The sequence below is a fragment of the Desulforamulus ruminis DSM 2154 genome (assembly GCF_000215085.1).
GTDB classification, from domain to species: Bacteria; Bacillota; Desulfotomaculia; order Desulfotomaculales; family Desulfotomaculaceae; genus Desulfotomaculum; species Desulfotomaculum ruminis.
The window spans coordinates 1,164,013-1,178,148 of record NC_015589.1 but is presented as its reverse complement, the minus strand read 5'-3'; the positions used below and the strand labels follow the sequence as shown (position 1 = coordinate 1,178,148).

General features: G+C 51.8%; 13 protein-coding genes. All 13 read right to left on the bottom strand.

What is annotated here, in order from left to right; genetic code table 11:
• Positions 1-13 precede the first annotated feature (13 nt).
• Positions 14-532, bottom strand: a complete 519-nt coding sequence (locus tag DESRU_RS05825; RefSeq protein ID WP_420794911.1) for an NfeD family protein — start codon at positions 530-532, stop codon at positions 14-16.
• A 137-nt stretch (positions 533-669) separates the two neighbouring features.
• Positions 670-849, bottom strand: a complete 180-nt coding sequence (gene rpsU / locus DESRU_RS05820; protein ID WP_013841189.1) for a 30S ribosomal protein S21 — start codon at positions 847-849, stop codon at positions 670-672.
• Positions 850-972: 123 nt separating this feature from the next.
• Positions 973-1,317, bottom strand: coding sequence for a histidine triad nucleotide-binding protein (locus tag DESRU_RS05815; RefSeq protein ID WP_013841188.1), 345 nt, complete (start codon positions 1,315-1,317; stop codon positions 973-975).
• A gap of 107 nt (positions 1,318-1,424) precedes the next feature.
• Entirely contained in the window at positions 1,425-2,735 is a 1,311-nt protein-coding gene (gene mtaB, locus DESRU_RS05810) for a tRNA (N(6)-L-threonylcarbamoyladenosine(37)-C(2))-methylthiotransferase MtaB (protein WP_013841187.1), read from the bottom strand.
• Between the two features lie 12 nt (positions 2,736-2,747).
• On the bottom strand, positions 2,748-3,488 hold the full coding sequence (locus DESRU_RS05805; protein WP_013841186.1) for a 16S rRNA (uracil(1498)-N(3))-methyltransferase: 741 nt from the start codon (positions 3,486-3,488) through the stop codon (positions 2,748-2,750).
• Between the two features lies 1 nt (position 3,489).
• A complete protein-coding gene (gene prmA / locus DESRU_RS05800; RefSeq protein ID WP_013841185.1) occupies positions 3,490-4,416 on the bottom strand; it encodes a 50S ribosomal protein L11 methyltransferase in 927 nt (308 codons plus the stop codon).
• A gap of 253 nt (positions 4,417-4,669) precedes the next feature.
• Positions 4,670-5,800: a molecular chaperone DnaJ gene (dnaJ, locus tag DESRU_RS05795; RefSeq protein WP_013841184.1), complete on the bottom strand. Its 1,131-nt coding sequence runs from the start codon at positions 5,798-5,800 to the stop codon at positions 4,670-4,672.
• 83 nt (positions 5,801-5,883) lie between these two features.
• Positions 5,884-7,734 carry a molecular chaperone DnaK gene (gene dnaK / locus DESRU_RS05790; RefSeq protein ID WP_013841183.1) on the bottom strand — a complete coding sequence of 617 codons (1,851 nt, stop codon included), beginning with the start codon at positions 7,732-7,734 and terminating at the stop codon, positions 5,884-5,886.
• Between the two features lie 31 nt (positions 7,735-7,765).
• Positions 7,766-8,368: a nucleotide exchange factor GrpE gene (gene grpE, locus DESRU_RS05785; RefSeq protein WP_041275619.1), complete on the bottom strand. Its 603-nt coding sequence runs from the start codon at positions 8,366-8,368 to the stop codon at positions 7,766-7,768.
• A 20-nt stretch (positions 8,369-8,388) separates the two neighbouring features.
• Positions 8,389-9,954, bottom strand: a complete 1,566-nt coding sequence (locus tag DESRU_RS05780; RefSeq protein ID WP_013841181.1) for a TCP-1/cpn60 chaperonin family protein — start codon at positions 9,952-9,954, stop codon at positions 8,389-8,391.
• A 15-nt stretch (positions 9,955-9,969) separates the two neighbouring features.
• Positions 9,970-11,016, bottom strand: coding sequence for a heat-inducible transcriptional repressor HrcA (gene hrcA / locus DESRU_RS05775; RefSeq protein WP_013841180.1), 1,047 nt, complete (start codon positions 11,014-11,016; stop codon positions 9,970-9,972).
• Between the two features lie 122 nt (positions 11,017-11,138).
• Positions 11,139-12,299, bottom strand: coding sequence for a radical SAM family heme chaperone HemW (hemW, locus tag DESRU_RS05770; RefSeq protein WP_013841179.1), 1,161 nt, complete (start codon positions 12,297-12,299; stop codon positions 11,139-11,141).
• A gap of 15 nt (positions 12,300-12,314) precedes the next feature.
• Complete coding sequence (gene lepA, locus DESRU_RS05765) at positions 12,315-14,123, bottom strand: translation elongation factor 4 (RefSeq protein WP_013841178.1); 1,809 nt, start codon at positions 14,121-14,123, stop codon at positions 12,315-12,317.
• Between the last annotated feature and the right edge of the window lie 13 nt (positions 14,124-14,136).

The following is a 14,136-nucleotide window of genomic DNA, read 5'->3' as shown; positions in this document are numbered from 1 at the left end:
GATTTTGGGTTATTTAAACCTCTTTCGCTGCTGCCTTTACAACCACCCGGGTTCCTTCCACTTTAACCACCAGCACCGGGGTGCCCGGGGCGATAAATTCGCCCTCGGTAACCACATCAATCCGCTCACCATTGATCAGTGCGGTCCCCGCCGGCCTTAGAGGCGTAGCCGCCAGCCCCTGGACGCCGATCCATTTTTCCATGTCCCGCCGCGGAGCTACGTAACCCCCTTCTTTATTTTGACGGCTTCCCAGGGCCATCCTATGCCAGAAATTAAACTTGCCTGCCAGCCAGATCCCCCCGAAGAGCAGCAACAGCGTAATGATCAGGGCCACCGTCAACGCTTGGGTGGCATGAAAGATATCCACTGAAATCAGCAGGACTCCCCACCCCAGCAAAATAACTCCCACTACTCCCGCCACTCCAAAACCGGGAGCGATGAAAATTTCTATACAAAGGGCCATAATCCCCAAAACAAAGGCCAGAGTGGCCAGCCAACCGGACATTTCCGCCAAAAACAACAAGGTGATCACCTCCATATTCAACAAGTCTGGTTTTACTTTTCTCCATCCTGCCTCTATTATTACCCATACCGTCCCCGATTTGAATAATAATTTAAAAATGCTTGACATTTTTGCATGCCAAGCATTTCTGAGATTTTCGCATTTAATTATTTAAAACTTTTACGCTTACGGGCAGCCTCGGACTTTTTCTTTCTTTTTACACTGGGTTTTTCATAATGTTCGTGTTTGCGTGCCTCAGCCAAAACGCCAGCCTTTTGGCAGGTCCGCTTAAAGCGCCGGAGGGCACTGTCCAGTGTCTCGTTTTTGCCTACTTTAACTTCCGCCACTAATATTTCCCTCCCTCCGCCATACCATAAAACAAATCTGCAACCAAATCTATATCAGGCAAAAAACTCCAAAAATTACAACACCATCTTATTATACAATGGCAGCGGTTTTCAGTCAACCGTCTAACCCGGGGGCCATTGCATTTGCCTTCCCCCGATCAAGTGAAAGTGAATATGGAATACCGTTTGCCCCCCCGCTTCTTTGCAATTGGAAACCAAACGGAAACCTTCTTCGCTTACACCCAATTTATCGGCCAACCTGGAAGCAGTCAACACAATATGACCCATAAGCTCAACGTCCTCAGCTTGTAAATCCACCAGAGTGGGTATATGTTTTTTGGGAATGACCAAAATATGAGCGGGAGCGGCGGGACGAATATCCTTAAAAGCCAGCGTCCGATCATCCTCATAAACAATTTCAGCCGGTATTTCCTTGGAAATAATTTTACAAAAGAGACAATCTTGCACAAAAAACACCTCCCCTCGGGAGCTTTAAAGAAGGACAATAATTTCTATGTGCATAGTCTTTCCTAAAAATGTATTCAACACACTATGAATATTATCCTGCTTTCCGATTAAATAATTGTACCCTTTAGTATGGCTCCGTCCGTCCCTAGAATATGTACTTTAACCATCTCACCCTTTAAAGAAGGGCTGCCCGGAAAAAGAACTTTTAAATAGGTATCGGTATGCCCCTCCAATAAACGGTCATCCTGTTCAAAGGGCTGTTCTACCAGTACCTCCAGGTCCTTGTCAATCTGCCCGGCAGCAAATTCAGCCGCCAGACTCTGACCCAACCGGATCAGCCGCCGGCTGCGCTCTTCCTTTTCCTCCGGGGAGACCTGATCGTCGAATTCCGCCGCCGGCGTTCCCTGGCGGGGTGAATATTTAAACACATGAATCCCCGCAAACTTGGCCCTGGTGACCATTCTCAGGGTGTTTTGATAGTTTTTTTCCGTCTCGCCGGGAAATCCCACAATCACATCGCTGGTAATGGCTACTCCCTCAATATTATCGTAAATCACCGTAATCAACCGTTCAAATTCATGGGAATTATACCGCCGTTTCATCCGGTTCAGAATACGGTCATCCCCGCTTTGCAGGGGGATGTGCAGATGGCGGCAAACATTGGGGTGAGCAGCCACGGCTTGAATAAGGGCAAAGTTGATGTCATGGGGTTCCACAGAGCCTAACCTCAGTCTCCGGAGTCCTGGAATCACCGCCAACTGCTCCACCAGCCAGGCCAAATCCTTCTGCCGCTCTGCAAAATCCTGGCCGTAGGCCCCAATATGAATTCCCGTCAGCACAATTTCCCGGAAGCCCTGTTCAATCAGTTCCCGGGCCGAAGACAAAACATTTTCCGGCAGGCGGCTTCGTACGGGGCCCCGGGCATAGGGAATAATGCAGTAGGAGCAATAGCTGTTGCATCCCTCCTGAATCTTCAGGAAGGCCCTGGTTTTGCCCTGATCCACTGGAATGGGCAACTCCTCAAAATCCGCCCTTTGCATGATATCCTGCACCGCATTGACCGGTTTCCCGCCTTTCCGGCAGGACTCCACCAGTGTGACAATGCTGCCGCGGTCCCGGGTGCCAATGACCAAATCAACCCCCGGTATCTCCAGCACTTTGCCCGGGGCGGTTTGCGCGTAGCATCCCGTTACGGCGATGACTGCCTGGGGATTTTGTTTAATGGCGCGCCGGATCATTTGCCTGGATTTGCGGTCTCCCAGATGGGTTACGGTACAGGTATTGATGACATAAACATCTGCCGGCCGGTCAAAGTTCAGAAGCTGGTACCCGGCCCGGCGAAACAGGTCGCCAATGGACGAGGATTCATATTGGTTTACCTTGCAGCCAAGGGTGTATATGGCGGCGGTTTTGACCACGAAAAAACCTCCTTATCCCAATTCCCCAAAATGGTATAAAACCATGGTCAGCACGGCGGGACCGGCTGTCTCGGTACGCAGGATGCGCGGTCCCAGGGTAACCGGACGGAACCCCTGGGCACAGGCCCGGGCAACCTCCTGGACCTCAAGCCCCCCTTCCGGTCCAATCAAGATATAGACTTCTCCGGGATGCTCCATACCCTCCAGAACTTGCTTTAAGGACTGCTTTTTTTCATCTTCCCAGGGGATCAGTCCCCGGGCGCCCAGTGGGATTTTCTCCGCTAATTCCTCCCACCGGCAAAGCTTATGTATTCTGGGAACGGCCGATCTGCGGCATTGTTTGGCCGCTTCCATGGCCACCCTCTGCCACCGTTCCTGCCGTTCCGCCGACTTCTTGGCATCCAATTTTACCACCGAACGCTCCGCAGCCAAAGGGATAATTTGATCAATCCCCAGTTCGGTGCATTTTTGGATGATGGTTTCCATTTTGTCCCCCTTGGGTAATCCCTGTACCAGGGTTACCTTCAGCCGGGGTTCCGAGCTGGATTGTTCCCGTTGCAGTATGCGGCAGCGGATTTCCTCTTTACTTATTTCGCTTATTTCAGCCCGGTATAGGGTACCGGAGCCATCCAGCAGGGTAAGGATTTCTCCCACGTCCATGCGTAACACCTTGCTGATATGTTTTACATCCGGTCCGTATACCACGGCGGTATCTTCTTTAATTTGCCGGGGCTCTACAAAGAAACGGGCCATGTTATCCCTCCAGGACGCACAGGTAAGAAATCCATTCTCCGTCTTCCTTTTTTTCCAGTACGGCAAAACCGGCCTGCTGCAGCTTCTCCCGGACTTCCTCCGCCCGGAAGCGGATAATGCCGGAAGTAATAAAGTAACCTCCGGGCTTCAATATCTCCGGCACGGCAGGGGCCAGCATCAGGATCACATTGGCCACAATATTGGCAATCAGCACATCCACCGGCGGTTTTACCTTATCCAGCAGATTTCCCTGCAAAACTTCCACCCTGTCTGCAACCTGATTTAACTGCACGTTTTCAGCGGCAACCTTGACCGCCACCTCATCCAGGTCCACGGCAGACACCCTGGAAGCCCCCAGCTTGGCCGACGTAATGGCCAGAATACCGGTACCGGTGCCTACATCCGCCACCACCTCGCCGCCCTGGATGATCTTTTCCAGGTATTCCATGCACATGGTGGTGGTGGGGTGATTGCCGCAGCCAAAGGCCATGCCGGGGTCCAGTTCCAGAAGGATCCGGCCGGCCGGCGGCGTGTACTCTTCCCAACTGGGCTTCACAGCCAACCGGTGGCCAATCTCCATCGGCTTATAATAGGCCATCCAGGAGGTGGCCCAGTCCTCGTCAGCTACCGCCTTTGTTTCAACCCTGGGGAGTTCCGGCAGGTCTAAACCGGCCAGACGGTCCTGCAGGATAACCAAACGGTCTTCCAGTCCCGGGCCCTGGGGGAAGTAAGCCTTTACCAGCGGCAGCGGCCGGTTCAGCACCTCCGGGGAAAATTCGTAATGGTCCCAGATGTTGGCGGCAATATACTTGGAAATTAAAGCGGGGTCCTCAATGACAACCCCGCCGGCTCCCATTTCATCAAAAATGTTGCTGACCATGTCAATTCCCTCATGGGAAACATGGACCGTGATTTCAAGCCAGTTCATTCAAACGCCTCTTTCTTGTATGGGGTATTCCTGAAGGGTCCAGACTTGAGGGTATTTCTTTTGAGTCCTGTTGCTGGCCTTAAGGGGATTCCTTTAAGGTCCTGTGTGAGTGGAAGCATTTCTTACTGGTTTTAAGCAAATGCCTGATGAACATACTTAATACTAACAACAGGACCCCGGAGAAAAACTTATGAGTCTAGCAACAGGACCCCCAAGCACAACCCTTAAGGCTAACGTACCCTTAAGGCTGAGTCTAGCCCCTCAGCGCATCCTTTACTTTCTCAAAAATATTTTTAGATCCTCCCTGAGGGCTTTCGCCGCCGCCGATCTTGGCAAACTCCTGCAGCAGTTCCTTCTGTTTGTCAGTTAACCGGGTTGGTGTCACAATTTTCACCCGGACGTGCTGATCCCCACGACCGCTTCCATTTAAGTAAGGAATTCCTTTACCCCTAATACGGAAGATCGTGCCGGTTTGGGTTCCTTCAGGTATTTTCAGACTGGCCGTACCATCCAAAGTGGGCACCTCCACCACATCCCCCAAGGCTGCCTGGGCAAAACTAATGTTCATATCATAAATAACATCGTTGCCGTCCCTTATAAAGGATTTGTGCGGACGCACCACAATATACACGTAAAGGTCCCCCGGGGGGCCTCCTCTCAGACCGGCCTCTCCTTCACCGCTCAGGCGCAGCCGGGAGCCGTCGTCCACCCCGGCGGGAATTTTCACGTGGATGGTCTTGGATTTTCTGACTTGACCTCCACCCCGGCAGGTGGGACAGGGTCTTTCAATCACTTTACCGGCTCCCCGGCAGCTTTCACAGGTACGGCTTTGAACAATTCGGCCAAAGGGGGTTGTCTGAGCATACTGCACCTGTCCCGTTCCATGGCAGGTGCCGCAGGTTTTCGAGCTGCTGCCCGGCGCCGCCCCGCTGCCGCCGCAAGTATCGCAGATTTCCGTCCGGGGTACCTGGATATCCCGCTCCACGCCGAAAGCCGCTTCCTTAAAGGAGATTTCCATATTTACCCGCAGGTCGCCGCCCTTTTGGGGGCCGCCCCGTTGACGTCCGCCCATACCGCCAAAGAACATTTCAAAAATATCCCCGAGTCCGCCGAAATCCGCCCCGCCAAAGCCGCCGAAACCGTTAAAACCCTGGCCGTCGGCCGCCGCATGACCAAACTGATCATAGGCTGCTCTTTTATCAGGGTCGTTTAATACAGCATAGGCTTCAGCAATTTCTTTAAACCGGGCTTCCGCGGTCTCCTTATCTTCTTTATTGGCATCCGGGTGGAACTGGCGGGCCAGTTTCCGGTAGGCTTTCTTTATTTCGTCCGCCGAGGCATCCCGGGAGACCCCCAGCACCTCATAATAGTCGCGCTTAGCCATGACTCACCACCTACATTTCATGAATAACAGGGGAATACGGATTCCCCTGTTATAATGATATTTGCTCACTATGGTATGCAGCTTTACTTGTTGTCGTTCTTTTTCTCGTCTTTTACTTCATAATCCGCATCCACTACGTTATCCTGCTCCGGGCTGGCCCCGCAGTCTCCCCCGGCGCAACCGCCCTGGGCTTCCTGCTGGGCATTTTGCTGATACATAGCAGAGGTCAATTCGTAGAGGGGTTTGGTCACTTCTTCTAATTTATTTTTCATTTGATCGGTGTCGTTACTGTTAACGGCAGTCCGCAGTTCCTCAATGGCCTTCTGTAAAGCTTCCACCTTATCTTTATCGGCTTTATCCCCCAGGTCTTTGATGGTCTTTTCAGCCTGATAAATCATACTGTCCGCCTGGTTTCTGACTTCTACCGCTTCCTGACGCTTTTTATCCTCTTCGGCATATTTTTCCGCATCATTGACCATGGCCTTGATGTCTTCATCCGAAAGGGCGCCGCTGGCGGTAATGGAGATGCTTTGGGCCTTGCCGGTCCCCATATCCTTGGCCGACACCGAAACAATGCCGTTTACGTCAATATCAAACTTAACTTCGATTTGCGGCACACCCCGGGGTGCCGGGGGAATACCGGTAAGCTGGAACCGGCCCAGGGTTTTGTTATTGGCAGCCATGGGCCGTTCACCCTGCAGCACATGAATCTCTACCGTCGTCTGGTTATCGGCGGCAGTGGAGAAGATTTGGCTCTTGGAACTGGGAATGGTGGTGTTGCGCTCAATTAAGCGGGTAAACACGCCTCCCAGGGTTTCAATGCCCAGGGACAGGGGCGTTACATCCAGCAGCAGTACGTCCTTCACTTCACCCGCCAGAACGCCGGCCTGGATGGCAGCCCCGATGGCCACGCATTCGTCAGGGTTAATGCCTTTATGGGGTTCCTTGCCTAAAAATTTGCGAATGGCTTCTTGAACCGCAGGAATACGAGTGGAGCCACCCACCATCAGCACTTTGTTAATGTCTTTCGGTTCGAATCCGGCGTCACTCATGGCCTGACGGGTGGGTCCCATGGTTTTTTCCACCAGATCGGCGGTTAGTTCATCGAATTTGGCCCGGGTCAGGTTGATGTCCATGTGTACCGGACCATCCGCTCCCACGGAAATAAAGGGCAAATTAATATTGGAAGTCACTACGCCGGAAAGTTCGATCTTCGCTTTTTCCGCCGCTTCTTTCAAACGCTGCATGGCCATTTTATCTTTGGTTAAATCAATGCCGGTTTCCTTTTTAAATTCAGCGGCCAAATAATCCATCACCCGCTGATCGAAATCATCCCCACCCAGGCGATTGTTGCCGCTGGTGGCTTTTACCTCAAAGACGCCGTCGCCCAGTTCCAGAATGGATACGTCAAAGGTGCCTCCGCCCAGGTCAAAAACCAAAATGGTTTGATCCTCTTCCTTATCTAAGCCATAGGCCAGGGCGGCGGCGGTGGGTTCGTTGATAATGCGCAGTACTTCCAACCCGGCAATTTTACCGGCGTCTTTGGTAGCCTGACGCTGGGCGTCACTGAAATAAGCCGGTACGGTAATCACCGCCTGGGTGACTTTGTCGCCCAAATAAGCTTCTGCATCGGCCTTCAGCTTCCCTAAGACCATGGCTGAAATTTCCTGAGGGGTGTAGTCTTTGCCGTCGATATTTACCTTATGATTGGTTCCCATATGACGTTTAATGGATAGAATGGTCCGGTCAGGATTACTGACAGCCTGACGTTTTGCTACCTGCCCCACCAGACGCTCGCCGGTTTTGGAAAAGCCAACAACCGAAGGTGTGGTGCGGGCTCCTTCCGCGTTGGGAATGACAACGGCCTCGCCGCCTTCCATCACTGCAACGCAGGAGTTGGTGGTTCCCAAATCAATACCAATTACTTTTCCCATTGATGTTACCTCCTGACAAAATATATGAGAATTAAGATTTTGCTACCTTAACCATGGACGGCCGGATAACTTTTCCTTTAAAAAAGTAGCCCTTCCTTAGTTCTTCTACAATGGTGTTTTCCTCTTTCCCGGAGTCCTCCACCTGCATCACCGCATCATGAAGGTTTGGATCAAAGGGCTCCTCCACAGCGGGAATCGGGCTTACTCCTTCATTATTGAGAACATCTTTTAGCTGACGGTGAATCATTTCCACCCCGCTGACAAACTTTTCGCCCCCATCCCCTGCCGAAGCCAGGGCCCGTTCAAAATTATCCAGAACCGGAAGAATGGCTTTAATGAGTTGTTCGGATCCGTATTTCAACAGCTCTTCCCGCTCCAAACGGCTGCGCCGGCGCAGGTTGTCATAATCTGCCTGCAGCCGGACCATCCGGTTGTAGTACTCTTCACTTTCAGCACTTTTATCCGCCAACCGTCTCTTTAATTCCACCGGATCATCGGTTTCTGCGGACTGGCCGTTACCATCCTGCTGTTCTTTGGCGTCCTCTGCTGCGTCTATGTAGCTCTCACTCTCTACGGCCTGCTCTGCTGACTGCAAAGTCTCTTTAGACTGTTCCTGAATTTTTTCTTTTGTCACTTCATCACCCCTCAATCGGTTCATTGTTCAAAACCTTCTCCGGAAGGTTGTTTATAGTCTTTCATTTTTATAATGGTGTCTATCCGCAAAATGGCCTCGGCAATCTCCCCGGCAGCCCGCAGGGCATGAAGCTTAACCAATGCCGGGTCCAGCACACCCGCTTCCAGCATATCCACGATTTCCCCGGTATCACAATCTACCGCCAGGGAAATTTTATTTTGCTCGGCCTGGGCCGCTAAGGCATCCCCGATTTTTTCCAGGGGATTAAAACCGGCGTTGGCAATAATCTGCGCCATGGGGCGGCGCAGGGCCTCCACCACACAGTCCACTCCGTAGGCAGCCATCCCCCGGATACTTTCCCGGACTTTCTCCACCTCCCGGGAAACAGCCAGTTCCAGGGCGCCTCCTCCGGGTACAATACCGCCTTTAACGGCGGCTTGAATGGAACTGGCAGCATCTTTAGCAATCCGGGCCCGCTCCCCCACCACTTCTTCGGTGGCTGCTCCCACCAGAATAGTGGCCATGGGTTTTCCTTCCCCGGCTAAAACCCAAACCTGCTCCAGTCGATCATCCTGTATGACTTTTCCGGCCTGGCCCAGGTATTTTTCTAATTCCTGCGGGCTTTTCTTTAATCCGGTACGCTTGATGGCCCGGGCTCCGGTATGCTCCGCCGCCCGCTGAAGTTCCTTGTTCAATACTCGTTGGACCACCATAACGCCTGCATCGGTCAGCAGTTCCTCCGCCGTATCGTGAACGCCCCGGTCCACTAGAACCAGTCCGGTTCCCAGGTCAATGATCTTTTGTATGTTCGCCCGGAACTCCGCCTGCAGTTCCAGGTAGCGGGCAAAACCCGCCTCGGTCCCCAGGGCTTCATCTTCAATCTCTTCCGGTTCCAGGGCATCGTCAATGACCATAATTTTAACCTGCTCCAGCACCCCGGGCATTTGTCTATTCATGGTCTCCTTATTAATAATGACCCCCATAAACACCTGATTGGCAGCCCCTTCTTCGGAAACCACCGTATCCGAGAGCTTAAAGTTGGGGTCCAGTAGTTTCTCCCGGCCAATTAACCGGGCTGCCTCCACCACCAGATCGGCAATATCCTGATGTTCCCTGCCGGCCACCAGCGCCACCTGGCGCACCTGGGGATGATTTAAGTCCTCCAGAGGCAGGCTGTGTTCCCCGATGGCCTCAAGGGCCCGTCGGATACCGGCCCTGAAACCTTCAATCACCCGGGCCACCGGGACTCCCTTGGCCACCTGCTCCACCCCGGCTCCCACCAGGGACCCGGCCATGACGGTGGCGGTGGTGGTACCGTCGCCGATTTCTTCCTGCTGAGCCCGGGCAATATTAATCACCATCCGGGCGGCAGGATGGTTTGCTTCCATCATGGTGAGGATGGTCACACCGTCATTGGTAATAACCACCTCACCAAATTTATCTACCAGCATGGTGTCCAGACCCTTTGGCCCCAGGGTCCCCTCAACGGCTGAGGCAATGGCCCGAACCGCATTGGAATTTGTCATCAGCGCCGCTAATTTCTCATTCACTTCAGCGCCCTGACTGGCCTGCTGTTTGAGACTCAATGTGGGGGTTCCTCCTTACTTGTAATGACCCTTCATCATTTCTTCCAGCACCCGAGAAAGGTTTTTTGTCATATAATCAACCACGGTAATGACCTTGGCATAATCCATCCGTGTGGGTCCCAGGACGCCCACGGTTCCCAGCACTTGGTTGCCTACCTTGTAGGTTGCCGTAACCACGCTGCAATTCTGCATTTCCTGCCTGGGGTTTTCGCTGCCAATGCGCACGGTTACGTCCCGGCTGTCTTCAAAAGGCATCAGCAACTGCGAAAGGGATTCTTCCTGCTCCAGCAGGGATAACATGACCTTGACCCGGTCCACGTTGTGAAACTCCGGCTGGTTGAGGATATTAAATACCCCTTCCAGATGAACTTTATCTTCCTTTTCCAGATGCAGTTGATCCTGCATTAACTGGAAAGCTATATCTAGTATATTCCGATGTTTGGAAAGTTCAAAATAAATTTCTTTAATTAGGGTAAGCCGGATGCTGTCCATGGTGCGGCCCTGAAGTTTGGCGTTTAAAACCGAAGAAATTTGCTCCAGATCCTCCTGAGTTATATTTTCAGGGACTGTCATCATCTGGTGGTGAACCGCCCCCATATCCATAACCACAATCAACAGAGCCTGGGAGGGTGCCATTAATACCAGTTGAATATGTTTATAGGTGCTTTTGCTTAGTTGAGGCGTCCTTACCAAAGCGGTGTAATTGGTCATCCGGGCCATCATTCGGCCGGTTCGGCTAATCACCTCGCCTACTTCCCGCACCTTTTTTTCATAACCCTGGAGAATGGTTTCCTCCTCTTCCCGGGTCAGTTCTTCCCGCTGCATTAAACAGTCCACATAATAGCGATAGCCTAAATTGGACGGAATTCGACCGGCAGAAGTATGGGGCTGTTCAATAAAGCCCATTTCCTCCAGATCCGACATTTCATTGCGAATGGTTGCCGGACTCACGCCTAAATCATATTTTCGGGAGATGGTTCGTGAACCAACGGGTTCCGCCGTGGAAATGTAATCCTTAATAATGGCTAAAAGGATCTGCTGTTTTCGTTCATCCATTTTCACATCGGAGCACCCCCCTTGTTAGCACTCTATCTTATTGAGTGCTAATTCTAAATAAAATTTAGCAAATAGGCCTTCGTTTGTCAAGCAATCTCCTTGCTGTAAATGGAAAATACCGTTGCATCCTACTGCGAAAATTCCTCCACCACCTGGATAAACTCGGCAAAAACCCGGTTGGCTACCGGCAAGCCCTGGGAGGTTAACTTCAGATGGCCTGCCTCCAATTGAACCAGGCCCTTTTTTTGCAAATCGTGAACCTGTTGGCCAAAGACCTCCAGAAATTCCCGCCCGTATCTTTGTTTAAAAGCATCCAAAGAAAGGCCTTCCATCAGCCGCAGACCAAGAAAAGCCGTCTCTTCCATTTGTTCCCCTTTTGACAGTTTCTTAATCTCCAGGATCGGCCTCTGCCCTTCCTGCAACAGCCGGACATAGTTCATGATATTCTCTGTATTTCCCCAGCGTGTTCCTCCCAGGTGGGAGTGGGCCGCGGGGCCGAATCCCAGATACTGGCCGTTCTGCCAGTAGTTCAGGTTGTGCCTGCAGCGGTAGCCGTCCCTGGAGAAATTGGATATTTCATAATGCCGGTAGCCGGCGGCCGCCAAGGTCTCTATGGCGGTCCGGTACATGGTTAATTCCCATTCTTCGGGGCAGGCTTCCAGTTCCCCCTTATCCACCGACCGGCAGAGGGGGGTTCCTTCTTCCAATTGCAGACCATAACAGGAGAGGTGTTGCGGGGAAAGGGCTAAAACCTGGGACAAGGATTGCTGCCATTGCTCCACGGTCTGGCCGGGCAGGCCAAAGATTAAATCCAGGTTAATATTGTTAAAACCGGCCTTTCCGGCAAAATCCACCGCCTCTTTGGCCTGCTCCACCGTATGAATGCGGCCCAGCCGCTTTAAAAGCTCCGCATGGGTGGATTGAATTCCCAGGCTCAAACGGTTAAAACCGGCCGCCTTCAGCTCTTTCAGGGAAGTCAGGGATACTGTTCCAGGGTTGGCTTCCACGGTTATTTCCGCATCCGGCAGTATCTGAAATCTTTTACCCACCTGTTCCAGCATCTCGGTCAACTGCCCGGAGACAAGACAAGTGGGCGTACCACCGCCCACAAAAATTGTAGCTATTTGTTTATGCTCCGGGGACAGTTCTTGTCTATAATACTCCATTTCCAGCCAAAGGCCTTCCAGGTACTTCTCCAGCAGATCCTGTTGGTAAGGATAGGATGTGAAGTCACAATAAAGGCACTTGCGCAGGCAAAAGGGCACGTGAATATATAATCCTAAAGGCATTCCTGCACCCACCCGTTATTTTTCTTCAATACTTAGCACCGCCATAAAGGCTTCCTGGGGAATTTCCACATTGCCCACCTGTTTCATCCGCCGCTTGCCCTCTTTTTGCTTCTCCAGAAGCTTTCGCTTACGGGAAATATCGCCGCCGTAACATTTGGCTAAAACGTCTTTACGCTGGGCCTTGATGGTTTCCCGGGCAATAATTTTATTGCCAATGGCTGCTTGAACGGGAATCTCGAACATATGCCGGGGGATCAGCGAACGAAGTTTTTCCACCAGACCCCGGCCCCGGGCGTAGGCCTTTTCCTTATGAATGATGCAGGATAGGGCATCCAGGGGTTCCCCGTTGAGCAGGATGTCCATTTTTACCAGATCGGACTCCCGGTAACCGGTTAATTCGTAATCCAAGGAAGCATATCCCTTGGTGCGGGATTTTAATTGATCAAAAAAATCAAAGATAATTTCCGATAAGGGAATATCGTAGGTTAACATTACCCGGTTAACGCCCATATATTCCATGTTGCTGTAAATGCCCCGTTTGTTCTGACACAGTTCCATCACCGTACCCACAAAATCCTTGGGTACCATGATGGTGGCCTTAACAAAGGGCTCTTCAATTTTTTCAATATTGTTCACCGGGGGAAGATTGCTGGGATTATCAATTTCCAGCATTTCACCCTTGGTGCTGGTAACCCGGTACACCACGCTGGGTGCGGTGGTAATAAGGCCGAGGCCGTATTCCCGTTCCAGGCGTTCCTGAATGATTTCCATATGCAGCAGGCCCAGGAATCCGCAGCGGAAACCAAAACCCAGGGCTTCCGAAGTCTCCGGCTCATATATTAAGGAAGCATCGTTCAATTTCAGCTTGTCCAAGGCATCTCTTAAATCTTCATATTCAACGGTTTCTACCGGATACAGGCCGCAAAACACCATGGGCGTTACCTTGCGATAGCCCGGCAGGGGTGCCGGCGCCGGGTTTTTGGCATCGGTAATAGTATCACCTACCCGCACATCCTGGACATTCTTCATGCTGGCACAGACAAAACCCACTTCTCCGGTGCTCAGTTCATCAATAAAGGTCATGGTAGGACTGAACACCCCTACCTCATCCACTTCAAATTCTTTTTTGGTAGCCATCATGCGAATGCGCATACCGGGCTTGAGCGTTCCTTGAACAATCCGTATGTAGGCAATGACTCCCCGGTAAGCATCGTAGTGCGAGTCAAAGATCAGCGCCTGCAGCGGGGCGGCGGGATCTCCCTGGGGCGGCGGAATTTTGGCTACCGCCTGCTCTAATATTTCTGGCACACCAATGCCGCTTTTGGCTGAAGCCAGTACTGCCTCGGAAGTGTCTAAACCAATTACGTCTTCAATTTCCTGTTTCACCCGCTCCGGTTCAGCACTGGGCAGATCAATTTTATTAATGACGGGAATAATCTCCAGGTCATTTTCCAGGGCCAGATAAACGTTGGCCAGGGTTTGCGCCTCAATGCCCTGGGAGGCGTCCACCACCAGCAGGGCCCCTTCACAGGCGGCCAAACTGCGGGAGACCTCATAGGTAAAGTCCACATGACCGGGAGTATCAATTAAATTCAACTGGTATTCCTGACCGTCCGCGGCGGTATAAAACAACCGTACTGCCTGCAATTTAATGGTAATGCCCCGCTCACGCTCCAGGTCCATTTTATCCAGAACCTGTTCGGTCATTTCCCGCTGGCTGAGGGCGCCGGTAATTTCCAGAAGCCGGTCGGCCAGAGTAGATTTGCCATGATCGATGTGGGCTATGATGCAGAAATTTCGGATACGGTTTTGGGGTATTGACATGAATAATTCCTCC